The sequence below is a fragment of the Priestia sp. ABM2_011 genome (assembly GCF_056158845.1).
This window is the reverse complement of the sequence record NZ_JBSWUB010000001.1, coordinates 2,603,853-2,627,434: the sequence shown is the minus strand read 5'-3', so window position 1 is coordinate 2,627,434 and position 23,582 is coordinate 2,603,853. Positions and strand designations below refer to the sequence as shown.

24 protein-coding genes, 1 pseudogene and 2 other annotated features are annotated in these 23,582 nt (G+C 40.1%); of the genes and pseudogenes, 8 read left to right on the top strand and 17 right to left on the bottom strand.

Annotated elements, in window-relative coordinates; genetic code table 11:
• Positions 1 to 170: 170 nt before the first annotated feature.
• Positions 171 to 371 carry a cold-shock protein gene (locus ACXAE4_RS14215; RefSeq protein WP_013057408.1) on the top strand — a complete coding sequence of 67 codons (201 nt, stop codon included), beginning with the start codon at positions 171 to 173 and terminating at the stop codon, positions 369 to 371.
• Between the two features lie 192 nt (positions 372 to 563).
• On the opposite strand, the gene yjcZ is transcribed toward ACXAE4_RS14215, so the two are convergent.
• Positions 564 to 701, bottom strand: a complete 138-nt coding sequence (gene yjcZ, locus ACXAE4_RS14210; protein ID WP_013057409.1) for a sporulation protein YjcZ — start codon at positions 699 to 701, stop codon at positions 564 to 566.
• Between the two features lie 266 nt (positions 702 to 967).
• On the opposite strand from yjcZ, the gene ACXAE4_RS14205 reads away from it, so the two are divergent.
• Positions 968 to 1,204, top strand: coding sequence for a hypothetical protein (locus ACXAE4_RS14205; protein WP_014459745.1), 237 nt, complete (start codon positions 968 to 970; stop codon positions 1,202 to 1,204).
• 29 nt (positions 1,205 to 1,233) lie between these two features.
• Here the strand turns inward: ACXAE4_RS14205 and ACXAE4_RS14200 are convergent, their stop codons facing one another.
• A complete protein-coding gene (locus ACXAE4_RS14200) occupies positions 1,234 to 1,506 on the bottom strand; it encodes a hypothetical protein (RefSeq protein ID WP_155008037.1) in 273 nt (90 codons plus the stop codon).
• Between the two features lie 142 nt (positions 1,507 to 1,648).
• A complete protein-coding gene (locus ACXAE4_RS14195; RefSeq protein WP_154990548.1) occupies positions 1,649 to 1,846 on the bottom strand; it encodes a hypothetical protein in 198 nt (65 codons plus the stop codon).
• 308 nt (positions 1,847 to 2,154) lie between these two features.
• Between ACXAE4_RS14195 and ACXAE4_RS14190 the strand changes: the two genes are divergently transcribed.
• Positions 2,155 to 2,937 carry an SDR family oxidoreductase gene (locus ACXAE4_RS14190; RefSeq protein ID WP_048019146.1) on the top strand — a complete coding sequence of 261 codons (783 nt, stop codon included), beginning with the start codon at positions 2,155 to 2,157 and terminating at the stop codon, positions 2,935 to 2,937.
• 16 nt (positions 2,938 to 2,953) lie between these two features.
• Here the strand turns inward: ACXAE4_RS14190 and ACXAE4_RS14185 are convergent, their stop codons facing one another.
• The 4 genes from ACXAE4_RS14185 to ACXAE4_RS14170 all read right to left on the bottom strand — a co-directional run bounded on the left by ACXAE4_RS14185 (position 2,954) and on the right by ACXAE4_RS14170 (position 7,207).
• Entirely contained in the window at positions 2,954 to 3,730 is a 777-nt protein-coding gene (locus tag ACXAE4_RS14185; protein ID WP_014459741.1) for an SDR family oxidoreductase, read from the bottom strand.
• Between the two features lie 104 nt (positions 3,731 to 3,834).
• Complete coding sequence (locus tag ACXAE4_RS14180; protein ID WP_014459740.1) at positions 3,835 to 4,797, bottom strand: quinone oxidoreductase family protein; 963 nt, start codon at positions 4,795 to 4,797, stop codon at positions 3,835 to 3,837.
• 119 nt (positions 4,798 to 4,916) lie between these two features.
• Positions 4,917 to 6,431 (bottom strand): acetyl-CoA hydrolase/transferase family protein, encoded by a 1,515-nt coding sequence (locus ACXAE4_RS14175; RefSeq protein WP_475236242.1) that lies wholly within the window; start codon positions 6,429 to 6,431, stop codon positions 4,917 to 4,919.
• A gap of 131 nt (positions 6,432 to 6,562) precedes the next feature.
• On the bottom strand, positions 6,563 to 7,207 hold the full coding sequence (locus tag ACXAE4_RS14170; RefSeq protein ID WP_014459738.1) for a LytTR family DNA-binding domain-containing protein: 645 nt from the start codon (positions 7,205 to 7,207) through the stop codon (positions 6,563 to 6,565).
• A 158-nt stretch (positions 7,208 to 7,365) separates the two neighbouring features.
• Here ACXAE4_RS14170 and ACXAE4_RS14165 point away from each other — a divergent pair, with 158 nt between their 5' ends.
• Complete coding sequence (locus tag ACXAE4_RS14165; protein WP_098999542.1) at positions 7,366 to 8,046, top strand: DUF421 domain-containing protein; 681 nt, start codon at positions 7,366 to 7,368, stop codon at positions 8,044 to 8,046.
• A gap of 36 nt (positions 8,047 to 8,082) precedes the next feature.
• On the opposite strand, the gene ACXAE4_RS14160 is transcribed toward ACXAE4_RS14165, so the two are convergent.
• From ACXAE4_RS14160 to ACXAE4_RS14145, 4 genes are all read right to left on the bottom strand, one after another.
• Positions 8,083 to 9,570, bottom strand: a complete 1,488-nt coding sequence (locus ACXAE4_RS14160) for a DHA2 family efflux MFS transporter permease subunit (RefSeq protein ID WP_028413037.1) — start codon at positions 9,568 to 9,570, stop codon at positions 8,083 to 8,085.
• A gap of 280 nt (positions 9,571 to 9,850) precedes the next feature.
• Complete coding sequence (locus tag ACXAE4_RS14155) at positions 9,851 to 10,408, bottom strand: 3D domain-containing protein (RefSeq protein ID WP_154990544.1); 558 nt, start codon at positions 10,406 to 10,408, stop codon at positions 9,851 to 9,853.
• Between the two features lie 552 nt (positions 10,409 to 10,960).
• Complete coding sequence (locus ACXAE4_RS14150; protein WP_014459734.1) at positions 10,961 to 11,845, bottom strand: superoxide dismutase; 885 nt, start codon at positions 11,843 to 11,845, stop codon at positions 10,961 to 10,963.
• Positions 11,846 to 11,984: 139 nt separating this feature from the next.
• On the bottom strand, positions 11,985 to 12,815 hold the full coding sequence (locus ACXAE4_RS14145; protein WP_154990542.1) for a glycosyl transferase family 2: 831 nt from the start codon (positions 12,813 to 12,815) through the stop codon (positions 11,985 to 11,987).
• Between the two features lie 231 nt (positions 12,816 to 13,046).
• On the opposite strand from ACXAE4_RS14145, the gene ACXAE4_RS14140 reads away from it, so the two are divergent.
• Positions 13,047 to 13,712, top strand: a complete 666-nt coding sequence (locus ACXAE4_RS14140; RefSeq protein WP_098999540.1) for a cupin domain-containing protein — start codon at positions 13,047 to 13,049, stop codon at positions 13,710 to 13,712.
• Between the two features lie 57 nt (positions 13,713 to 13,769).
• Here the strand turns inward: ACXAE4_RS14140 and ACXAE4_RS14135 are convergent, their stop codons facing one another.
• The 3 genes from ACXAE4_RS14135 to ACXAE4_RS14125 all read right to left on the bottom strand — a co-directional run bounded on the left by ACXAE4_RS14135 (position 13,770) and on the right by ACXAE4_RS14125 (position 15,438).
• Positions 13,770 to 14,006 carry a hypothetical protein gene (locus ACXAE4_RS14135; protein WP_228123005.1) on the bottom strand — a complete coding sequence of 79 codons (237 nt, stop codon included), beginning with the start codon at positions 14,004 to 14,006 and terminating at the stop codon, positions 13,770 to 13,772.
• A 55-nt stretch (positions 14,007 to 14,061) separates the two neighbouring features.
• Complete coding sequence (locus tag ACXAE4_RS14130; RefSeq protein WP_289577853.1) at positions 14,062 to 14,646, bottom strand: hypothetical protein; 585 nt, start codon at positions 14,644 to 14,646, stop codon at positions 14,062 to 14,064.
• An 84-nt stretch (positions 14,647 to 14,730) separates the two neighbouring features.
• Positions 14,731 to 15,438, bottom strand: coding sequence for a Type 1 glutamine amidotransferase-like domain-containing protein (locus ACXAE4_RS14125; protein WP_098999538.1), 708 nt, complete (start codon positions 15,436 to 15,438; stop codon positions 14,731 to 14,733).
• 106 nt (positions 15,439 to 15,544) lie between these two features.
• Here ACXAE4_RS14125 and ACXAE4_RS14120 point away from each other — a divergent pair, with 106 nt between their 5' ends.
• A complete protein-coding gene (locus ACXAE4_RS14120; RefSeq protein WP_098999537.1) occupies positions 15,545 to 16,048 on the top strand; it encodes an immunoglobulin-like domain-containing protein in 504 nt (167 codons plus the stop codon).
• A gap of 42 nt (positions 16,049 to 16,090) precedes the next feature.
• Here the strand turns inward: ACXAE4_RS14120 and ileS are convergent, their stop codons facing one another.
• A complete protein-coding gene (ileS, locus tag ACXAE4_RS14115; RefSeq protein ID WP_289577854.1) occupies positions 16,091 to 19,189 on the bottom strand; it encodes an isoleucine--tRNA ligase in 3,099 nt (1,032 codons plus the stop codon).
• Between the two features lie 52 nt (positions 19,190 to 19,241).
• Positions 19,242 to 19,484: a binding site (T-box leader), on the bottom strand.
• Between the two features lie 218 nt (positions 19,485 to 19,702).
• Entirely contained in the window at positions 19,703 to 21,052 is a 1,350-nt protein-coding gene (locus ACXAE4_RS14110; RefSeq protein ID WP_430029686.1) for an FAD-binding oxidoreductase, read from the bottom strand.
• 242 nt (positions 21,053 to 21,294) lie between these two features.
• Between ACXAE4_RS14110 and ACXAE4_RS14105 the strand changes: the two genes are divergently transcribed.
• Positions 21,295 to 22,254, top strand: a complete 960-nt coding sequence (locus tag ACXAE4_RS14105) for a patatin-like phospholipase family protein (protein WP_475236236.1) — start codon at positions 21,295 to 21,297, stop codon at positions 22,252 to 22,254.
• A gap of 264 nt (positions 22,255 to 22,518) precedes the next feature.
• On the opposite strand, the pseudogene ACXAE4_RS14100 reads toward ACXAE4_RS14105, so the two are convergent.
• A pseudogene (locus tag ACXAE4_RS14100) lies at positions 22,519 to 22,726 on the bottom strand (class I tRNA ligase family protein); the annotation flags it as partial.
• Between the two features lie 127 nt (positions 22,727 to 22,853).
• Positions 22,854 to 23,096: a binding site (T-box leader), on the bottom strand.
• A gap of 292 nt (positions 23,097 to 23,388) precedes the next feature.
• Here ACXAE4_RS14100 and ACXAE4_RS14095 point away from each other — a divergent pair.
• A complete protein-coding gene (locus ACXAE4_RS14095) occupies positions 23,389 to 23,574 on the top strand; it encodes a DNA modification system-associated small protein (protein ID WP_033579252.1) in 186 nt (61 codons plus the stop codon).
• Positions 23,575 to 23,582 lie beyond the last annotated feature (8 nt).

The window sequence follows — 23,582 nt, the reverse complement described above, 5'->3', positions numbered from 1 at the left end:
TCGTTAAATTTTCTTCACTCCTTGCAATTATCATTATCTTTTGCTATTCTATAAGAAGAATTATTTTTGTTCGGCAACAATCGATAGGTGAATACTTTCGTCTTAAAGATTTTGATCATGAGCAAGGATAGTAATACAATGTGTGCATAGCACACGAGGAGGCAACATTCATGGAAAAAGGTACAGTAAAATGGTTTAACGCAGAAAAAGGTTTCGGATTTATCGAGCGCGAAAACGGCGACGATGTATTCGTACATTTCTCAGCAATCCAAAGCGAAGGATTCAAATCTTTAGACGAAGGTCAAGCTGTAACATTCGACGTTGAAGAAGGTCAACGCGGACCTCAAGCTGCTAACGTTCAAAAAGCATAAGTAGAAAAAGACTCTGATTACAGAGTCTTTTTTTTATGTAGAGCTACGCATAAAATCTTTTTAACATGCAGTTTGTACACGTTATTATAAATAGTAAACTAAAAGAGTCTCTTCATTCCGAAGAGACCTTTTGTGGAAGAAATAGTTGAAGAAATAAAGTGTGGATGTTGCGTCGTCCTCATTTTTTAATAATTAGCACCAGCCGCCGCCGAAGCAAGAAGCGCCGATGATGATTAATAAGATGAAAAGTACAATGATTAAAGCGAAACCGCCGCCGCAGCCACCGCCGCCATAACCACAACCGTATCCGTAACCTCCGTAGTATCCCATGTGTTTCACCTCCATTTGCTATACTTTAAGATATGTGGATTTAGTTAAATTGCTCCTAATAATTCCATAGAACTTTTGAAAATGTTTGTCATACACTAAAATACTGAGCTTCTCAAACAAGTTCCACAAAGTGATAAAATATCTGATTTTATGGGCATTTACTCCTCTTTTCTTTATCTTTTAAAAATGTAATCGCTCCCTTTTTCATGAATGTACACCGCGCTGAATACCTTTAGTTATGTACACTCACACAGGAGGGGTTCAATATGTTAACACTCGAAATTTCAAAGCAAATCGTTAAAAACGTCTACCCTATTGTCTTATCGAACCGCAGTAAAATCTTTCAAGAGGAAGTGAGCGTCGCCGCCTTGCAAGACTACTTTGGTCTTGATCATGCCTTTAGCGTATATGCAGCTGCCACCATTATTTATCAGCTAGAAGCTGATGGATATGTATCCAAACCTCTGAAACGCAGCGAATACAAGCGAATTTTGCTCAAATAAAAACAAGCATCCCCACAAGGATGCTTGTCTTATTTATAGCTATACCTGTCGAATAATTGCTCGACTCTTTTGTGATAGTCCGCAAGGTAATCAGAGAGCTCCGTTTTGCTCAAATTATTGGCCTGCTCCTCAAATAGTGACAGCAGCGAAATTTTAATCATTTCCATTTCCGTTTCCGAACGATTTTCATTTCGCAAATCTTTTCTTAAATTCCACAGGCTTTGCTCCATTTCATGCTTTAATTGTTCTAGTGAGTGTGGTTCTGCAGATCCGGCACGAATGTCTTTTTTAAATCCACTCATCTTATCACTCCTCGCATTTGCACCTGCTAGATAGTATCTAATGTATACTATACCATAAATAACTATACGAGGCTTAAGCATGCATTTTAAGCAGTTGGTCACAAAATAAAAAACATCTCTTTGGATGTCTTTACGTTACTTTTTATCTTACTTCGTCTTCTTCACCTTTTACATATTTAAAAAATGAATCAATCATTTCATTTAAAAAATCATTTCGATCTTCAAAATTCATAATTTCTAAAAACTCCACAATATCCTTATCTAAGCTAATAGAAGCGGGAATATAAGCAGCTGCTTCCCTTCTTTGCGGGAATGGAATCACATTATCTTTCTTCTTCATAAAACACCGTCCTTTTTCTGTGCTTTACTAGTGTAAGCTTTCAAGGAACGATTTGCAAGTCCCTCTGATGTAAAATTTTATATAAACATTCTTCTGAAAAGACAGAGTATATCTTTAGCTACTCAAGCAAGCTCATTTGACCTTAGCCTTTTTCGTGTTCTGGCGTCATATTAATAATTCGCCGCTGTTTTCTCTTTTCCTTTTGGCATCTTTTAGCAAATTTAAACACAAATAGTTTAAAAGAGGTTTTTATTTCCTTCTTATAGGTTAAAGAAAGGAAACAACATTTTTATATGGAGGGGTTACAAATGATTGCATTAACTGGAAAAGTTGCGCTTGTGACGGGAGCGGCATCTGGAATTGGACGCGCTTCAGCCATTACCTTAGCTGAACAAGGAGCGCGCGTTGCTCTTTTAGACTTAGAGGAAGAAAAATTACAAGAAGTAAAAGAGACCATCATGGCGAGCGGCGGAGAGTGTATAGCCATTAAAACAGACGTATCTGACTCTGAAAGTATAAAAGAGAGTATCGAAACGATTAGCAGCTTATGGAGTCAATTACATATTGTTTCTATTAACGCAGGCATCAACGGTACGTTTTCTTCTATTGAAGAACTATCACCAGAAGATTGGACAAAAACAATTGATACAAATTTAACGAGTACTTTTTTAACCGTGAAGCATTCTATTCCTTATTTGAAAGCTCAGGGAGGAAGCGTTATTATTACTAGCTCCATTAATGGCAACCGTACATTTTCAAACATCGGCATGAGCGCATACAGTTCCTCAAAGGCTGGCCAAATGGCCTTCGGCAAAATGGCAGCTCTTGAACTTTCTACATACGGAATACGGGTTAACGTCATTTGTCCAGGAGCAGTTGATACAAATATTGAAAGCAATACATTCCGTCAAGAAGACAAATTAAAAGAAGTCGCGATTCCAATTGAATATCCAAATGGCAATCAACCGCTTGCTAAACGCTCGGCTAAGCCCGAAGAAGTAGCAGATTTAATTTCCTTTTTAGCTTCTGACGCGTCCAAACATATTACCGGAAGTGAAATGTTTATTGACGGCGGAGAATCGCTGCTGTAACGTACAAGCCCCTGCATTATCTGCCAGGGGCTTGTTTTTTGCTTTTATGAACAACGTCTACTCCACCCGAAGCGGATATAATACTGCCTGTAATCATATCTGAGTTTTCATCACAAAGAAACTCAATAATACGCGCAATGTCTTCTCCTGTCCCTGATCGACCGACAGGCGTTGCTTTGTCTTCTAGTAATCTTGCTTTTATAATATCACTTTCTTTCATGTCTCCTACAATATCTCCGGGGCAGACCATATTGGCCGTAATCCCGTATTCCGCTACTTCTAGAGCAAGCGATTTGGTCAGAGAAGCTAGCCCTGACTTAGCGGCACTAAAAGCCGCGCGGTACATCCATCCAGGGGTATGCTCTACATCTTGAAAGCCGTATGTAATAATCCGTCCAAACTGCTGGTTTTTCATAATAGGAACAACAGCTTTGACAAAGTGAAAAACAGAGCTTAAATTCCCTTCCACCATTTCATACCATTCACTGTCTGTGTACTCTATTAATTTCTTTCTTTCAAATACATACGGACCTGCATTATTAATTAAAACATCAATACGTCCAAACCGCTCCATAGCCTGCGCAACGACATGTTCAATATCTTCTTTATTTGTTATGTCTCCTTCTATAAACTGTACGTTATCACTATATTGATGCCATTCTTCTTGCAGTTCTCGCACTTTATTTTTATCACTGCGAAAATGGACGGTAACGGAATACTGCTTTTTTAGAAACTGTTCTGTTACTTTTTTGCCGATACCTTTATGACCTGCTGTAATTAATGCATGTTTCATCGACCTTCACCTCTTTTACTCTACTTCTCTACTATATATATTAGACAGCTTCTTGATTTCTCCTTTACTAACGGAAAAAAGCCCTTGACGAAAGGGCTTTTCTTTTACGGTCTTAACAAAATTTTACCTGTACTTTTTCGGCTTTCAAGAAGCTCATGTGCTTTCGCTCCGTCTTTTAAGTCAAATACCACAGGATCGGTTAGCACAAGCTGACCTTTACTGATCCACTCAAACAGCTGCTGTGAGCGTACTTTGCGTTCTTCATAAGATACAAGCACGTTCCACAGATCTCCGCCTGTAAGCGTTTTAGAGGTATCCATCAGCATACGTGGGTCGACCGGAGCCGGATCGCCTCCTGCCATTCCGTAAAATACCACGGTTCCGCCTGTTTTTACGGCTTCAAAGCTTTTTTCTAGCGTAACTCCTACAGATTCGTAGGCAACATCTGCGCCTCGCTTCGTTACTTCTTTCACTTGTTCCACCCAGTTATCTTCGTATAAAAAGACATAGTCAGCCCCTGCTTGAGCCGCTGCTTTTGCTTTTTCAGAAGATGACGTTAAGCCAATAACCTGTCCGCCTAATAGCTTGGCAATTTGAACTAAAAGCTGCCCTACGCCTCCAGCAGCTGCGTGAACAAGCACATAATCGCCCGGCTGAATGCTGTAGCTGTCTTGTGTTAAATAGTGGGCCGTTAACCCTTGCAAAAGCACAGAAGCAGCTGCATCAAACGAAATATCGTCAGGTACAGCAATTATTTTATCCTGTGGCACGGCAACAAGCTCTGCATTTGCAAAAGGAACGTCAGCAAAAGCAATGCGGTCTCCTACGTTAACGTGACTTACTTCTGCTCCTACTTCTTCTACCACACCTGCTCCTTCATATCCTAAAATATACGGAGGTGTACCCGTTAAGTGGTAGTTCCCTTTTCTTCGGTACACATCCGCAAAATTAAGTCCAATTGCTTTTGTTCTTACTAGTACGTCTGTTGGACCAATAGAGGGATTCGGTATATCTTGATAGTGAAGAACGTCAGGTCCTCCAAATCTTTCAAATACTAATGCTTTCATAGATAAGTTACCTCGTTTTCTTTATGTATTCCCTTTCATCGTAATTCAAAGAGATACCAAACACAAGTTTCTGACTCAGGGAAAAAACGCTTTGTCTCCTCATGAGACAAAGCGTTTTTTTAATTTGTTTGTGCTACGGTTTCTCTCATCGTTCCATTTTTTTGATAAGACGTATGAAAAGAAAAGGCTTTTTCAAGAACGTGCGGTGTTTGGCCGCCTCGCGTGAGCGCTTCTTCGTAATACGCCATAAGCTGGTCGCGGTACATTGGATGTGCACAATTTTCAATAATGCGCTTTGCTCGTTCTCTTGGAGCAAGTCCGCGTAAGTCTGCATATCCTTGCTCTGTTACAATGACATCCACATCGTGTTCCGAATGATCAACGTGCGAAACAAACGGCACTATGCTTGAAATATCACCGTTTTTAGCAATGGATTTTGTTACAAAAATACCAAGGCGCGCATTTCGGGCAAAATCCCCTGAGCCTCCGATTCCGTTCATCATTTTTGTTCCCATCACATGCGTGGAATTGACGTTTCCGTAAATGTCTAGCTCTAGTGCAGTGTTAATAGAAATCAGCCCTAAACGACGAATGATCTCGGGATGGTTGGAAATTTCCTGCGGACGAAGAATAAGTTTATCTCGATAGGCTTCAAAATTAGAGAAAACTTGTTTCATTTTATCCGCTGAAAGCGTAATTGAGCAGCAAGAAGCAAACGTAACTTTTCCTGCATCAAATAAATCAAACACGGCGTCTTGCAATACTTCTGAATACACTTCTAAATCATGAAACTCCGAATCTAACAAACCGTGGAAAACGGCATTTGCCACGGATCCAATTCCAGATTGTAAAGGGGCAAGCGATTCAGTTAATCGCCCTTCTTTAATTTCTTGACGTAAAAATGAAATCAAATTTTGAGCCATCACAACCGTTTCTTCGTCAGGTGCTACAATTGTAGACGGTGAATCTAGCTGATTTGTAAATACAATACCCTTTACTTTATCTAAATCAATTGGTATGCCTAACGAACCAATACGATCATCGGATTTTTTCAAAGGAATTGCATCTCGCTTTCCTTGAGCGCCCGGATCATACAGATCGTGAATACCTTCTAACAGCTCTGGCTGCGCTGTGTTTATTTCAATAATAATTGATTTTGCATGCTCGGCAAACACCATTGAATTGCCGATTGACGTTGTTGGAATCATCATTCCGTCATCTGTGATAGAAACCGCTTCCAAAATAGCGAAATCTATTGAATCTAACACGCCTGAACGCACCCATTCAGAAGTATGCGATAAATGCTGGTCAATAAACTGAAATTCACCTTCATTAATTTTTTTACGCATCGTCGGATCCGCTTGAAACGGCAGGCGTTTGTTTAACATGCCTTTTTCTGCAAATAGCTTATCCACATCTGACCCAAGTGAAGCACCGGTATACACGCTGACTTTTATTGCCTCAGTTTCCGCTCGTTTCGCTAGCGCAAACGGCACAGCTTTGACATCGCCCGCGCGTGTAAAACCGCTTAGACCAAGCGTCATTCCATCTTGAATCCAAGACGCTGCTTCTTCAGCAGAGACAACGCGATTCTGTAATGCTTCATGCTTAATTCGATTACGTGCGTTTTCCATTCTCTTCACTCCTTGTTTTTGCTCTTTTTACCATTTTACTGTAAAGAAAGCGTCCACAAGAGTTTTTGGAATGAAATGGACAAAAATAGCGACAAAACAGCATATTTGATGATAATGAAGCTAAATGACGGTTAAAACCCAAGCAGCTTTCGAAAATAACTGGCGTACGACTGACTGACCGGAATTTTTTCTCCATTGTTCATCACTAATAAAAAAGTCGAATGTGTATCAGGGTAAATTTCTTGAATTTGTGTCACATTGACGATAAAGGAACGATGACAGCGCACAAACTCTTCTTTTGGAAGCACATAATCAAATTCATTTAACGTGTATTTATGCGTACCCGTATACTTCTGTGCGTACACATAGGTTTTTCGGTCACGCGCTTCTACGTAGATGATTTTTGAGAAAGGAACCGGTATCCATCCTTCGTTCACCTTTAACGTCACAACTGACTTTCCGCTCGTTAACGCAGGAAAAATCGCCGTTACGCATCCTTGAACATCTCCTTCATCTAAAAAAGGCACGGCCATGCCGTAGTAAGGTGTGCCGAACACGTCTCGGTGAATAAATTCCGATACTTTTTGCTTTCGTTCTAATGCTTTATATGTAATCGTTCCTTTTTTTATTTGATCTCCAGGGCTGATTTTCAAATTAATTCGTTTGCTTGCTCGGTAATACACGTACGTTTCTAGATCTGAAACGGCAATCGACGCTTCATCGGAGAACAATTCACTGATAACATCTAGTAGGGCTGAGGCTTTAAATGGTTTCATGGTTTCACCTTCTTTTGTCTAGTTAAACACGTTGCTTCTTTATTGTAGCGCAAAAGCAAAAGCGATTGGGAGACAAGCATGGAATTTATCCTTTTAACTGCATAAAATTTCTATTTTTTCACAACATAAAACAATGAAATGAAGGAAGGGTGAAATGTATGGGCTATGCTGAATCGACGTTTCGAATCGCCTGTTCATTTTTTGTGCTGCTTCTTTTAACGCGGCTCATGGGGAAAACAGAAATTAGCCAGTTAAATGTATTTACATTTATTACGGCAATTACGATTGGTAATATCGCTTCTTCCCTCTCCACCGATGAGCGAGTGGAGATTGATAAAGGGGTTTATTCACTGCTAGGTTGGACATTTTTAACGATCGCTATGGGCTATATTGGAATGAAATCGAAAAAAGCGCGGCATCTTATTACCGGTGAGCCTAAAATTGTAATTAAGCAAGGGAAAGTGATGGAAAAGGCATTAAAACAAGTGCGGCTAGATATTGAATCTCTTTTAGGCATGCTGAGGCAGCAAAACGTATTTTCCATAAAAGATGTAGAATACGCCATATTAGAAATCAACGGAAACCTTTCCGTTATGCAAAAACAAGATAAAAAGCCGAACTCATGGTCAAAAACGCTTTTATTTCCCACTTCAACCGGCGTTATTTACGATGGAAAAGCGAATGAAGATGCGTTGAAGGACCTGCATGTAGATAATAATTGGCTGCATAAGCAGCTCGAAAAAGCGGGAGTCAAATCAATTGATGACGTCTTTTACGCTGAGGTTCAGTCGGACGGATCGCTTTATATTGACTATAAAAAAGACAAATTTAACTCATAAAAAAAATCCGTACCATATTAAGGCACGGATTTTTTATTAGCTTGCTTTTTTCACACGATTTGTAATGGTATCTTCTTTTGGTGATGTTTTACGAATAAAGAAGGCTAAAACAAACGCGATTACACTTAAAATCGTTGCGATCATAAACGCATCGTTAATACCCATTGCTGTACCTTGATTCACAGCTTCAGCCATACTGCCTTTATCTGTCGGCAAAATTTGCTGATTCGTTACGATGTTTTTCACGTGTTTTTCACCTTGATTCATCATAATGGATACAAAGAACGCCATTCCTACAGCTCCAGCAACCATTCGAAGCGTATTAACCATTGCCGTGCCGTATTTATTTAGACTAAGCGCAAGCTCATTTAATCCTGCTGTAAAGATCGGCATCATGAGCAGTGACATCCCAAACATACGAACAGTATAGACAATCATCACATACATAAATGTTGTGGTTGTTTCAAGTTTTGTTAATTCATATGTTGTCACAACGGTAATCGCTAAACCAATAACAGCAAGCCATCTTGCGCCGAACTTATCAAACAGTCTTCCTGTAATAGGAGACATAATCCCCATTACAATTCCCCCTGGCAGTAACAGCAAGCCTGAAAGAAACGGTGAAAAGCCGCGTACGTTTTGCATATAAATCGGCATTAAAATCATACCTGAAAACATTGCCATCGTCACAATTACGTTAATAATTGTTGTCAGCGTGAACATGCGGTAACGGAAAATACGGAATTCAAGAAGCGGCTGATCAATTTTTAACTGACGGAAAATAAAGAACAGAATCGAAATACCGCCTACAATAAACATGGCTAACACTTCGGTGCTGGTCCACCCCTTTGTACCGCCCGTAGCGAACGCATACAGTAAGCCGCCAAATCCAATTGTTGATAAAATAACGCCAAGCACGTCTAGCTTAGGTCGGCTTGTTTCCGTAACGTTTTTCACTAAAATAATTGCCGCAATTACGTTAATAAGTGCAATTGGAAACATCATAAAAAATAAAACGCGCCATGAGTAGTGCTCAACGATTAAACCAGAAAGCGTCGGACCTACTGCCGGTGCGAAGTTCATCGCTACTCCAAAAATCCCCATCGCAAAACCGCGTCGGTCAGGCGGGAATAACGTAAAAATAACGTTTGTAATTAACGGAAATAAAATTCCTGCTCCTGCTGCTTGCACGACGCGTCCCACTAAAATAACAGAAAATGTCGGTGCGATACCGCAAAGGAGTGTTCCTACTGTAAACAGACCCATTGCTGTAATATACAGCTGCCTTGTCGTAAATCGATTCATTAAAAATGCTGTAATTGGAATAACAATTCCGTTTACTAACATAAAGATAGTTGTTAACCAGTTCCCCGTAGCCGCCGTTACATGGAAATGATCCATCATTTGCGGAAGCGCAATGTTAATCAGCGTTTGATTTAAAAAAGCGACGAGCGCTCCCATTATCATTACGCCAAAAATAGACCGAGTTCGGGCTTGATCGGACTGTTGTGTTTGTGTATTCATTTTAACAAGACCTTTCCCTTTTAAAATTATCTGTATGTAAATCTTCAGATGACAAACAGGTTAAGAATATAGTTTATGTGTTCATTCTATTAATTTATGTCACGAATATTTAATGAACTTAATTATATACCGGATAAATATATCCGTTTCCGAAATATTTGTCAACAAATATGATCATTTTCGTAAAACTTTTCCATCAGTATATATAAAGTAGGATGCCCTTTAATGAAGAAAAAAATGAGAGCCTTTCAACGAAGGCTCTCATTTCTTTAAGGAATACTTATTTTAAGATTTGAACTTTCACTGTTTTTCTTCCCCATTTTAACGCTTCTTTTTGAGAAGGAAGAAGAACATCAATTTTATTTCCTTTAATCGCACCGCCTGTATCAGCTGCGATTGCCGTGCCATAACCTTCTACGTATACTTTTGAACCAAGCTTAATCACTTTTGGATCGACAGAAATCACTTTTTGATTTGGATTCTTTTTCAAATCGATTCCAATCGCCGTTTTTCCGCTGCAGCCTTTGCAGTTCGCTGTGTACGCTGTTGCTGTTACTTTAAATTCTTTCACAACGTTTGAAGACTTCGCAGGCGCTGCTTTAGCAGGCGTGCTTGATTTTACTTGTGATACTTTTAATACTTGTTTCGGATGAATGCTGTCTGACTTTAAGTTATTCCACTGTTTCAGCTGACTAACCGATACTTTGTATGTCTTTGCAATTTTGTATAGCGAATCTCCGCTTTTTACTGTATATGTATTTGTTGCAGCTAATGCACCACTTGCCACACCGAACAGTGACATTAGAACTAAACTGAACGTAATCATTGTCTTTTTCATGTAATTGATTTCCCCTTTATATACCAATACATAAAAAATAACACATGAATATTACAGTTATATTTCAGTAGCATGTCAATAGTTTGATAGTTTAGTTACAGTAAAAATAAATATTCTTCCTTTTAAACTAGTAAATTAATCACCTTAACATTTCAAAAACATACATATTTAGGCATATAACGGTGCTTTTACACACATTTATATTGGATTATTTCATTTGTAACATTTCACTGGTTCTAGAGGCTTAGACTTTATTTTTCATTGGTTATTTAGAACATAGTTTATTTAAAATTAATAAATGCGTTAAAGGATCTTAATATAAATCACTTTTTACACCGCAGTTGATTTCCGTGCAAGACTTCGCTTTCCGCGGGAGTCTTGCCCTCCAATCAACTGCTAGAAGCGTATACATATATCACCGCGATAACAATAAAAAATCCGAACGCGTTGGATTCTCCATCAAGAATCTCAATTCATCGTTCGGATTTCCCTTCAACTAAAATGCTTTTATCATAGCCTTTTTATTTGAAATTAGAATACCTGCAATACTTGTTAATACGGCTGCCACTGAAGCATTCTGGCTGCCTCAAATCTTTTTTCTACATTCGGCCAGTAAACGATTTTCCACCAATTATCAACGTACGGATCACGTTCATTTTTGTACTGCAAATAATAAGCGTGTTCCCATACGTCTAATACGAGCAGCGGAATGGTATCCCACTGCGTGAGAAGCTGATGACGCTCCGCTTGCAAGACTTCAAGCTTTCGCGAACGCGGCGACCATACTAAGATAGCCCAGCCCACACCTTCTACTTTTTTTGCGGCTTGAGAAAAGTGCATCACAAATTTCTCATAACTGCCAAAGTCTTTTTGAAGCTGCTGCAGCAGCTGGCGCCTCGGCCTTCCTCCTCCTTCTGGACTCATGATTTCCCAAAAGATTGTATGCAGATAATGACCGGAGCCATGAAAAGAAGCTTCCCGTTCCCAATGTTTTATGAGGTCAAAATTATTTGTGTTACGGGCTTGTTGCAGCATGAGCTCTGCTTTATTTAATCCATCGACATAGCTTTGGTGATGCTTGCTGTGATGAAGGCGCATAATTTCTCGGTTAATATACGGCTCAAGAGCTGAGTAACTATAACCAAGCGGCGGCAGCTCATGCTGCCCCGGCGCTATCGATTCCCTCTCCCTGCCGTCGTCTCCAAGCCGCTCTTTTAAGATTTTATCAATGTGCCGTACCGCATTATTGATTTCTTCTAACGTATATTCGTTCACATCTTCTTCACTTAAATATTCAAGAACGTCTTCTTGCGTGCGCGTGATATATGACGTTATATCTACTTCTGTAAAAGCTTCTTCAAATACAGGATCACATACTTGTTCAAGCCAGGTCTGAACTTCCATCAAGTATCTTTTTCTCTCATCTTGATCGGCCATACTTCCCCTCCTTACACCTCATCTTCACTATCATATTCAAAAGAAAAAGCAACATAACTTCCTACTTGTATCTATTGAGGTAGAAAATTCGACATAAAAAAGCAAGAGCTCCTTAAAGGATAAACTCTTGCCTTTTTTCTTATATCTTCTTCGCCATATTCACATAATCAATCGTTTCTTGCTTACTAACAGCTGCGTGCTTCAGCTTTGGGTCATAATAGAGCTCCACTTTTATATTATTGATTTCACAGTCGTCTGGCATGTCCTGCAAATCCGTTAAAAACGGCAGCAAGTGATTGTTCATATCGTATTCAAACGCCCCGTTTTGCAAGTAATACACCTTTGGCACATAGTTAATATGGCGAAAAAACTTCACTACGTTAATTCGCTCACCGTATGAGGCGATCACTTCATCTTCTGTCAAGTTCGGATAAGATAAATTAAACACTTGCCGAACCGGCGTTTTCAGCCACTTGGTCAAGCAAGTCTGCGGATTATTGACAAGCGCTTTTGCTCCTTTTACGTACCCCGCTAAAAACATTGACATAAAGCCGCCGCCCGAAGATCCGTAAAATAGCACATTAGACGAACTCACCTGTACTTTTTTCATGAACTTTTCAATTAAAACCGCAATGTCTTTTAAATAAAAACGGTCGCTTGTCCCTTGCCCCCACGCAAGCGACACCTTTCCTAAATAAAGCGTAGGATCGTTATAATAAATAATTGAATCTTGGAATTCATTCATCCACGAATGGCGCTGAAAATATGGAGGACCTGCCGGCATTTCTTGACTTGCTCCTCCTCCTGAACCAAACACAAGCAAATGAGAAGACTCTTTTTTTAATCTCACCAAAAACTCAAACAGCACTCCGTTCCACTCGACTCCTACTAAAATGGGCTTATCAAACGGCAGCTGAAGTTCATCCAGCTTTTCATACGTACTATTTATCTTTTCATATTGATCAAGCAACAGCTCTGCAACTCACTTTCCTTAAAATGATCCGTCTTATGCGTCTGACATTGATCATGGCTCTGTAAAAAAAGAACCTGTTACAGTGTATGAAAATCAGTGGACAAATGTTTGTACACGTTATCAAAAATAGGCCTTACCTACATATCCTCCTAGGCTTCTGTCACGAAATAAAACTCTCTACATACGATACAGCATCATAAAAAATTCAAGGATAGGAGCTGGAGACCCTTGTCAACGCCCTATATGGATTACAATAATCCAAACGTACAATACTTTTCTGATGTGAACAAAAACAGACTTAATACGCGAAACGATCAAAATTACATTAACCGATTGGGCCGGGATGTGCTCAACACATTAGGAAATGTATCATTACTTGATATTTACTTAAGCAAAAGCCGTGTAGTCGAACCGCACTATCACCAAAATGCCGCTGAGCTTGTCTACTGCATTTCAGGCTCAGCCGTCGTTTCATTAATCAATCCGTTTAACAACGAAGTCACAAATATTCCGATTACTCCCGGTCAAGTAGCCAATATCCCTCAAGGCTGGTGGCACTGGGAAATTGCGTCTGAAGACAATACGCATTTACTTGCCATTTTTGACGCCCCTTACCCGGAATACATTTTTGGATCTGATATTTTAAATAAAACGCCTATTGAAGTGCTTGCTCACACGTACTGCTTAGATCCGGAGCAGCTAAAGAAAACGCTGGCTCCGCTAAAAAATCAAACCATCGTGATTGGACCAACGGACGAATGCGGAGAAAAAGAACACTATAAAAAGAAAAAACAAGTAGGCCCTGTACACCACCAGCAGCCTACTTATACGTATCCTCCGCCTCAAAATCCTTATTACTCTCCTCAAAATCCCTATCACTATCGATATTGGTAGAGACAAAAAAACCCCGCTGCCAGTGCAACGGGGTTTTTTAACGAATACATAACGTTATTAATCTGTATATGTACTGTGAAAAGCGGCTTCAATATATGCAACTTGGAAATGATAATGTCCAATTAAATATTTCACAATATCCACTTGATCGATTTTGCCAGGCTTATCGACCATCGCTTCTTTCACCATTTTTTCAAATGTACCTTGATCAAATTGTTCTTCATGAATAACAATTGTCTCAGAGTACGTTTCATTTTGTCCTTCTGAAATGCGGTAATAATACAATTTTTTCACCTCAATTTATCTTAAATACATGTATACCCCTAACTAATAACATTCAAACATTTTTTCAACGTTCTTTTTCCGCTTTACGATAGGCTGCGGCTTTTGCTTTTACAAGCAGCCTTGTAAACCAATACGCTACTAACGTTATCCCTATATCAATCAGAAAAATATAGAACAAGCTCATTACTTTTCCTGAATCAATAAATTTAAAATGGTGTTCAAGGGGCGCCAGTCCAAATGAAAAAACAGCGCTCAGCAGAATCGTATACAGATAAAAATTCTTTTGGTGATTCGTACAATATTGATAAAGCAGCAGAAAGCCTACCGGCAAAATAGAAGCGGTAATATTCGTTGCGTTTGGAAGCAGCGGCGTTAAAAAAAACGTGTGCGTTAAATGACCGCTTCTCCCAAGTGCAATATCAATATATGCCCAGAGCATGTGCACTGTGTAACCGAAGAAAAACACCTCAAAGATCCTCGTCCGATCTACGGTAAAATACAACAACACAAGAGGAAGAACGAGCGAAGCAACCACCACCCAAAACTGCCAGTTTCCGAAATCTGAGTACTGATGCCAATACGACGATAATAACTCCTGGAGCTTATCGCTTTGTTCATGTATGTTTCCCCAGTATTGTTTATAACTCACTGAAGCACCCTCCTATATAGAATCTCTGCTTATGTATGTACGAATAAGCTCCATTTTATACAGAGAAACATGAAAAGCGGCCATTTATTGCTTGTGATTACCCAAATTGGTCACCGGGAGTTCACGTTCAATTACTTCTTCCTCTTTTCGATCAACAGCGTACGCTTTTGCTGTTGCCCTTGAGCTAACTGACGTGGATAGCTTCTCATCTTTAAAATGCAGCGCGACTCCGTCATCTACAGCGTAGCCTTCTTTCATTTCCCCGCTTGCCATTAACTCATGATACGAAGGTCTTCGATTGCTTTCTCCGTCGTAGTGAGGACAGTTGCTTCCCGTTAAAAATCCTAAACAGTCGATTTTAGACAGTTTATTGTTCATTGAATCGGTGACGCCTTCTTCAAACCAGCAAATCGAACCTGCGCTTATTCCCGCTAAGATCACTCCTTTTTCATAAGCCTCTTTTAAAATCGTATCCAGTTCCCATTCTTTCCATAAAGAAAGCATATTCCTTGTATTACCGCCGCCTACATACAAAATATCGTGCTGCAGCACATATGCTTTTAAATCTATAAAGTTTGGTGAAAACAGCGATAAATGAGACGGTGTACATACCAACTTCTCAAACGCTTCATAAAACCTTTCTATATAATTATCGGCATCTCCGCTGGCTGTAGGGATAAAACAGATTTTCGGCACATCTATATGAGCTTGTGAAAGTATGTATTGATCCAGAAGCAAGTTATCCGGCTCCATCGAAAAACCTCCGCCGCCCATGGCTATAATTTGTCTCATTTCAATTCTTCCTTTCAAAAAAGTGATATAGAAAATGTAAATTCATACTATTTCAAACAAGAAGTTTTCCGTATAATGGAAGAGTAAAAAAGGTGGTGCAAAGCTTTTGAAAATAGTACGAACACTTTTACTAATACTAGGTATTTTTATTATCTTGTTTTGTATCTTTGGCTATATCGATTATAACGGTCAAAAAATGGATTTAGGAGCCAAACAAGAAAAAAACATCCCATCTTCCATAAGCATTGACGGGAGAACTATTACGCTATCTGCTGTAAGCGAAAAGTACGATAAAACGCAGTTTGGCTTTTTTGTTATTCAAAACAATTCGACGCATACCTTAACGATTCCTTATGAAAATACGGCGGATCACTTAAAAGACGGAAAGTGGTACGAAGTTGTGCTAAACGGATTGGAGTTTCCTGATAAAACTGTCACGCTGAAGCCAGGGAAATCACTCAAATTAGATATCGCAACTCCTAACTACAAAGTAGGAAAATATCGTTTTGTTCAACACTTTAAAGATGAAAACGGAAAAGAGTATGTACTAGCGGCTCCTTTTGAAATCGTTTGGCCGAGTCTTAAAAATGTTCTCGGACAGTTTGATTAAAGGTAAAAAAGCACTTACCTGCTATGAGGTAAGTGCTTTTTATCAGCTCTGATTTAAAACGCGAAGCGTAACTTGCTTTGTTCCGACTTTTACCGTCTCTCCGTTTTTGATGGCTTCTTTCACACTGAGACTGTGCAGCAGAAGATTTTCTTGAAGCAGCGTTTCAAACTTCGCAACGGCTTCCTTCACTTCTTCGTCTCCGCTAAGTTCCAAATCAATACGTAAGTTCACGGGTAAATCCAGCTTTTTACGATAATCTTGAACCGCTCGAATTACTTCACGAGCGACTCCTTCCTGCACGAGTTCTTCGGTTAACGCCGTATCCAACACCGCAGTGTACGTGCCGTTGGATGCAACTGCAAAACCTTCTTTTGGCACTTTTTCAACGAGTACGTCTGCCGTTTCAAGCGTTAGGTTTTCTCCTGAAGCAAGCGTAACACTCAGCTTGCCTTGTTCAACAAACTCTTTCCCTTTCTCTTCTGAAAGGTTTTTCAGCGCTTGGTTGACCTCATTAACTTGTTTCCCGAACTTTGGCCCAGCCTGTTTAAAATCAAGTTTTAATACGTATGAAACAAGTTTGTCGTCGTCTTGCTCCACGTTAAAGTTCTTTACATTAAGCTCATCTTTGATGACATCATGGTATGCTTCCCACTCTACATCTTCTTCCGTTACCACAAGTGAAAGACTTTGCAGAGGCTGCTTTACTTTTAACGAATGCGTATTTCGGATGCTTCGGCCTAGTTCCACCACTTGAAGCACCGCTGCCATTTCTTTTTCCAGCTTTTCATTCACTTTCGTTTGATCGCATGCAGGATAGTCTGCTAAATGAACGCTTTTCCCTGTCAGATTTTCATGAACATCATCCGCAACAAACGGCGTAAACGGTGCTAACAGCTGACTAAGCGTGACTAACACTTCATGAAGCGTATCGTAAGCCGCTGCTTTTTCTCCGTCCATCCCTTCTGACCAAAAGCGATCGCGAGAACGTCGTACATACCAGTTGCTTAGCTCTTCAATAAATGCCGCGATTTCACGAGCGGCACTTGTAAACCCGTAATCTTCAAGATGTGCTGTGACGCGCTTGACCGTGCTGTGCAAACGCGAAAGAATCCACTCATCCAATTTTGTTTTTTTCAATTCATACGTTTGCTCAGGGTTATAGCCGTCAAGCTTGGCGTACAGAATGTAAAAGCCGTACACGTTCACAAGTGTATCAATCACTTTTGACTTCGCTTCTTGCACGACGCGCTCTGAAAATTTCTTCGGATTCCACGGTGCACTGTCTGCTAAAAGCGCCCATCTAAGCGCATCCGCACCAAATGTATGAATAAGATCAACAGGGTCTAGCGCATTTCCTTTACTTTTAGACATCTTTTGACCGTTTTCATCTAACACGTGGCCAAGAGACAAAACGCGCTTATAAGGCGCTTTTCCAGTAAACAGCGTTGAAACTGCCATCAAGCTGTAAAACCAGCCGCGCGTTTGATCAATTCCTTCTGCGATAATGTCTGCTGGAAACTGCTTTTGAAACAGCTCGCTGTTTTCAAACGGATAGTGATACTGCGCAAACGGCATCGAGCCGCTGTCAAACCAAACGTCAATCACTTCCGGCGTTCGCTTCATTTCTCCGCTGCAGACCGGACACGTCAGCTGCACGTCATCTACATAAGGCTTATGAAGTTCAATGCTGTCATCAACGGAATGAGACGCATGATTTTGAAGCTCTTTGATACTTTTCGGAGCTACTTGATGCTGGCATGCTCCGCATTCCCATACGTTCAGCGGCGTTCCCCAGTAGCGTTTTCTGCTGATGTTCCAGTCCACCATATTTTCTAAAAAGTTGCCAAAGCGACCGTGCTTGATATGATCCGGGTGCCACGTCACGCTTTCATTGTTTTTCAAAAACTGTTCCTTCAACGCCGTCGTTTGGATAAACCAGCTTTCATTTGCGTAATAAAGAAGCGGCGAGTCGCATCGCCAGCAAAACGGATAGCTATGCTCATGCTTTTCTTTATGATACAGCACGCCTTCGTTTGCTAAATAACGTACGATATCAACGTCGCAGTCTTTCACGAAACGTCCTTGAAAAGGCGACACTTCAGACGTGTACTGTCCTTTTTCATCCACTACGTTCACAAATGAAAAGCCGTTTTCTTTTACAACTCTGTAATCATCTTCACCATATGCAGGTGCTAAATGAACAACTCCTGTTCCGCTTTGATCCGTTACGTAATCAGCCGTCACGACTTCATGCCCTTTTTCCACTTTCACAAAATCAAACGGCGGCTCATACGACATCCCTTTTAACTCATTTCCTTTATGATGAGATAAAACGCTATATTCTCCTTTTAACACTTTGTCTGCGAGTGCTTCTGCCACTATATACACGCTGTCGCCTTGCTGAGCGCGAACGTAGTTCATCTCTTCATGCACCGCAAGCGCCACGTTTGACGGAAGCGTCCAAGGCGTTGTCGTCCAGCCTAAAAAATACTCATTATCGCGGTTTTTCACTTTAAATTTCACCGTTACCGTTAAATCTTTTACATCTTTATACCCTTGCGCCACTTCATGCGAACTCAGCGAAGTTTGACAGCTCGGGCAGTAAGGTGATACGCGGTGGCCTTTATAAAGAAGTCCTTTGTCATGAATTGTGCCAAGTACGTTCCATACGCTTTCAATGTATGAATTCTCTAAGGTGATGTAAGGGTCTTCCATATCAACCCAATAGCCAAGCTGCTCCGTGAACGTGCGCCACTGTTTTTCATACACAAACACACTTTCCTTACACTTGTTGATAAAAGCTTCTACGCCGTATTTTTCAATATCATGCTTCCCCGATATCCCGAGCTGCTTTTCGACACCGAGCTCTACCGGCAGTCCGTGCGTATCCCAGCCTGCTTTCCGGATCACTTGATGCCCTGTCATCGTTTTATAACGAGCCACCACGTCTTTAATCGTCCGGCCTAGCGCGTGCCCCACGTGAGGCAAACCGTTGGCTGTTGGAGGCCCTTCATAAAATACAAACGAAGGATGCCCTTCTCGATTTTGAACCGACTGCTGAAACACATTTCCTTTTTGCCACTGCTGCTGGATACGCTGTTCGCGCTCTTGCGAAGACTCCCTTACATTCACTTCTTTCATGTGATACCACTCCTTTTAAAGTTAAAAGCACACAAAGAAACCCGTCCCTATGACTAGGGACGGGTTTTAACCGCGGTACCACCCTGGCTTCTATTGATCCGTTCATCAATAGCACTCAGCAACGTACAATCATACGCGTTCTTTTTAACGGTAGACTACCGTTCAAACTTACTTATAGGTTCAGTTTGACTTCTCAGAGAGGATATTCCCCTGCGGCTTGAACACTGGCTTTCAGCTATCACCAGCTCTCTGTAGAACAAACTTGCAGCGTACTGATTCTCTTCAACGAATTTGTGTGCTTTTATTAGTAGCTATTGTATGCGGTTTGGAAGGGAATGTCAATGTTTATGATATTTATGTATGTTTCTCCGTATAACGTAGCCATCTATTGATAAAATAACTGCTTACCACTGTTTGCTGTCTTTTTCACGCTCTCAGGAAAAGGAAATATACACAAAAAACCACCTCATTTAAGGTGGGTATTATTTGGCTCTCCGACTTGAAAGACGCTCTTTAAAACCAGTTAATAAACGGCGGAATGCTCTGAGGGAAATGAAATAGATTGCACGGATCATATGCTCGTTTCACTTCTCGAAGCTTTTTAAAATTCTCTCCATAATAAGCTGTTGGCCAATCTCTGATGAACCGGTCCGGCCAGTTCACATAATCTCCAGTTGTATATCTCGATAAAGCATTTCTTAATTCTTCAATCCATCGAATATTTGCTCGCTCTTCTGAAGGATGGCTCCATGTGGCAAGATATTCCTGTGCGATAACAGCATCTCTATAATAGAAGGCCGTTTCATTAGAGCCAACTTCCTCCACTGCTCCCCCAAGAGACTGGTGCCAAATACTAGATTTTTCATTCGGAGCATTTTCTAAAAAATGCTTCATTGTTAAAATAGCGTCTTTTGGAAAAGGTTTATTAAGAAAAGAACCTGACCTTTTTCGAGGGGCGGGTTGGTTTCCGCTCGGATCGTCAAAAAATTGTACAGCTTCTATATATGAAACTTCCTTTATTACTACTTTTTTAGGACACCCAACATCTATTAAAGGCTGCAGAAGTTCCTTCAACTTGAATGATGAACCAACAAACTCACCTTGAGCGATAATCTGATTTGCTTCCTTGGATTTTAACTCAATCTCCGAAGTTAAGCGCTTATCGGTATTTGTGGCCCAGTGCTGCCATGCATCAAAAGCAGCTTCGAAATCTTCCCATTCCCATGTAATTGAGAAGATTGACACCTTTGAGATAGGCTGCACCTTGAATGTAAGAGACGTAACAATACCAAAGTTTCCGCCCCCGCCTCCACAACAAGCCCAAAAGAGATCACTGTTGTGATTTTTATTTGCCTTAATGAGTTCAACTTCTCTCTGTTCATTTACTATGGCCATTTCAACTTCAAGCAAATTATCACAGGTAAGCCCAAACAACCTTGATAACATCCCAATTCCTCCGCCAAGCACAAGGCCTACAAGACCAACACTGCTTTCCGTACCTGCAGGGATAGTCGTTCCTTTTTTCCATAATTCATTATATACTTTCCCTAGATTAGCTCCTGCTTCTATTTTCGCTGTCATGCTTTTACTGTCGATCTTGATTCTATCCATTTCACTGACATCAATTACTAATCCACCGTTTACTAGTGAAAAATTTTCATAGCTATGCCTACCGCTTCTTATTCGAAATGGGACATGATTTTCCTTTACCCACTTCAATGCATTTACTACATCGTTTGTATTCTGACAAAATACAATTATTCTTGGAAATTTAGGCACACCTAAATTATTATTTGTTCTAGCCTGATCATATTCCGCATCATCAGGTGTAACGATTCGTCCAGTAAGCTTTGTTTCCTCCACGATATAACCCCTTTCTTAATACAGATAAGATGCTATATCCTATGAATTTTCTTCAGAAAAGACACACAGTTTAAAGGGGAGAAATAGAGAATAGAAAACTTACTGGAGGGGTTCCTCGTATGCTTATCTGCATAACTTGAATCCTGAAGAACCCGCAAAAGAGATAATCATACCTCTACAACAAATAAAATAAACATATACAGAATGATACCTCTGATGGGATTCGAAAGGAGAAATTACCTTTGACAAAATATCGGATTATGACCTTTGATGGAGGCGGTACTTTAGGTGCTTTAAGTTTACAGCTTTTGAATAGATTAGCTTATCAAAATCCCAAGTTAATTAGTGAAACCAATGTTTTTTCGGGAAATTCGATCGGTTCATTTACTGCTCTTGCATTAGCAAGCGGAAGATCGCCAGAAGAGACGTTTGATTTTTTTAAAGATCAAATCTTACCGGCATTCAGCGTTTCCCGACCAGGCGGACCTGTTTTTAATCAACAATTACCCTATTCTGGTTTTATTAAAGCCATACGAACGTTTTTCCCCCGGGACCTTCGCCTTGGAGACTTAAAAAAACGAATTGTTGTGCCATCCTTTCACTTATTTTCACCGGAGCTGAATCGTTGGAATCCTGTGTTATTTCACAACTTTCCTGGTTCTCCTTATCTTAATGAAAAAGCGAGTGACGTAATACTTAGAAGCAGCGCTGCTCCCGCAACGCAAAGAGCTTATCAAAACTACGTGGATGGGTATACAGTAGCAACTAATACCAGTACAGCTAGTATCGCGTTTGCAGTGGGAAAAGCAAAGCAGCCGTTGGATCAAATTGCCGTATTATCCATCGGAACAGGTGAGCAGCCAACTCAATTAAGAAGAGATACCAAGGGATGGGGAATGGTGAGTGCCGATAACATACGTCCTGAAGATATGGAGGACCTTCCGCCAAATTGGGGAGTACTTTTAGACCGTTCTCCTAATGAACCCTTGCTGCCGTTTCTTCAGATTATCTCTGGTGGATCAAGCTACTATGAATCAATGGTCAGCTCTGAGCTTTTAGGCGATCAGTTTTTTCGGTTGAATCCGCGGATTCCTAATTTCTCTAAAACAGATCCTTCGGTGGTGCCCGCTCTCATTTCAATTGCTAATAAAACGAATTTACGGTCTGCGTTTCATTTCATTGAAAAAAACTGGAATTGCTAATGTTTTTTGAGAAGAGTATTGAAATAGGGAATTTGTTGTTTTATAAACACAAATTCCTCTTTTATAAGAATTTAGCGTTTTTAACTAATTTCAATTTATTTATCATTTCTACCAGGATCAATAAGATCTTTTATTTCTTCTCTTTCAGATAACCCTTATACTCCAGCCCGGTTATTTTAATTCGCAAATTATCATGTAGTAATGTTTTCTCAATGGTACTCATTTTTCCTCATAAAAATTTACACTTTGTAGCATTTTTACAATACACTTGTTGATAAAAACTTCTACGCCGTATTTCTCAATGTCGTGCTTCCCTGATATCCCGAGCTGCTTTTCGGATCACTTGATACCCTGTCATTGTCTTATAACGAGCCAGCACGTCTTTAATCGTCCGGCCAAGCGCATGCCCTACGTGAGGAAGACCGTTTGCTGTCGGAGGCCCTTCTCGATTTTGAACCGACTGCTGAAACACATTTCCTTTTTACCACTGCTGCTGGATACGCTGTTCGCGCTCTTGCGAAGACTCCCTTACATTCACTTCTTTCATGTGATACCACTCCTTTTAAAGTTAAAAGTACACAAAGAAACCCATCCCTAGTCATAGGGACGGGTTTCAACCGCGGTACCACCCTGCCTTCTATTAATCCGTTCATCAATAGCACTCAGCAACGTACAATCATACGCGTTCTTTTTAACAGTAGACCACCGTTCAAACTTACTTATAGGTTCAGTTTGACTTCTCAGAGAGGATATTCCCCTGCAGCTTGAACACCGGCTTTCAGCTATCACCGGTTCTCTGTGGAACAAACTTGCAGCGTACTGATTCTCTTCAACGAATTTGTGTGCTTTTATTAGTGGCTATTGTATGCGTTTTGGAAGGGAATATCAATAAAAGGTGACTCTATTTTCTGAATAATGTTTCATTGCATAGATCAGTATATGCCATATTTACTCATTGGGAGGTTCATACAATATAACCATTTTCTCCTCTTGATTTAATATCCTTAGATACCAAATATAATAAAATAGTCACTAATATTTACTTTTTAGTAGTATTATAAGCTAAATTATTATGATAAGATTTTAATGATAACTGTTTTAATTGTTATTTTATATTAAACAAAGGTGGTTTCCATGAAAGAAGTTAAAAGAAGAGAGCTTGAGCTACTAGCAAGGGTTTGTAAACAAAATGATATTCCTTTAAAGTTAGCTAGCCAATTAATTCGTTCAGCAGAAAAATTATCCTATGAAAATGTTAGTCAAAGTGTGAGAACTAAAGAATATCAAGATTTAATCGATTTTCATACTAAAAATAATTAATAAGGTGA

Bases quoted from the DNA above. Each gene is read 5' to 3' on its own strand.
- ACXAE4_RS14215 (WP_013057408.1), top strand. From the start codon at position 171: ATGGAAAAAGGTACAGTAAAATGGTTTAACGCAGAAAAAGGTTTCGGA.
- yjcZ (WP_013057409.1), bottom strand. From the start codon at position 701: ATGGGATACTACGGAGGTTACGGATACGGTTGTGGTTATGGCGGCGGT.
- ACXAE4_RS14205 (WP_014459745.1), top strand. From the start codon at position 968: ATGTTAACACTCGAAATTTCAAAGCAAATCGTTAAAAACGTCTACCCT.
- ACXAE4_RS14200 (WP_155008037.1), bottom strand. From the start codon at position 1,506: ATGAGTGGATTTAAAAAAGACATTCGTGCCGGATCTGCAGAACCACAC.
- ACXAE4_RS14195 (WP_154990548.1), bottom strand. From the start codon at position 1,846: ATGAAGAAGAAAGATAATGTGATTCCATTCCCGCAAAGAAGGGAAGCA.
- ACXAE4_RS14190 (WP_048019146.1), top strand. From the start codon at position 2,155: ATGATTGCATTAACTGGAAAAGTTGCGCTTGTGACGGGAGCGGCATCT.
- ACXAE4_RS14185 (WP_014459741.1), bottom strand. From the start codon at position 3,730: ATGAAACATGCATTAATTACAGCAGGTCATAAAGGTATCGGCAAAAAA.
- ACXAE4_RS14180 (WP_014459740.1), bottom strand. From the start codon at position 4,797: ATGAAAGCATTAGTATTTGAAAGATTTGGAGGACCTGACGTTCTTCAC.
- ACXAE4_RS14175 (WP_475236242.1), bottom strand. From the start codon at position 6,431: ATGGAAAACGCACGTAATCGAATTAAGCATGAAGCATTACAGAATCGC.
- ACXAE4_RS14170 (WP_014459738.1), bottom strand. From the start codon at position 7,207: ATGAAACCATTTAAAGCCTCAGCCCTACTAGATGTTATCAGTGAATTG.
- ACXAE4_RS14165 (WP_098999542.1), top strand. From the start codon at position 7,366: ATGGGCTATGCTGAATCGACGTTTCGAATCGCCTGTTCATTTTTTGTG.
- ACXAE4_RS14160 (WP_028413037.1), bottom strand. From the start codon at position 9,570: ATGAATACACAAACACAACAGTCCGATCAAGCCCGAACTCGGTCTATT.
- ACXAE4_RS14155 (WP_154990544.1), bottom strand. From the start codon at position 10,408: ATGAAAAAGACAATGATTACGTTCAGTTTAGTTCTAATGTCACTGTTC.
- ACXAE4_RS14150 (WP_014459734.1), bottom strand. From the start codon at position 11,845: ATGGCCGATCAAGATGAGAGAAAAAGATACTTGATGGAAGTTCAGACC.
- ACXAE4_RS14125 (WP_098999538.1), bottom strand. From the start codon at position 15,438: ATGAGACAAATTATAGCCATGGGCGGCGGAGGTTTTTCGATGGAGCCG.
- ileS (WP_289577854.1), bottom strand. From the start codon at position 19,189: ATGAAAGAAGTGAATGTAAGGGAGTCTTCGCAAGAGCGCGAACAGCGT.
- ACXAE4_RS14095 (WP_033579252.1), top strand. From the start codon at position 23,389: ATGAAAGAAGTTAAAAGAAGAGAGCTTGAGCTACTAGCAAGGGTTTGT.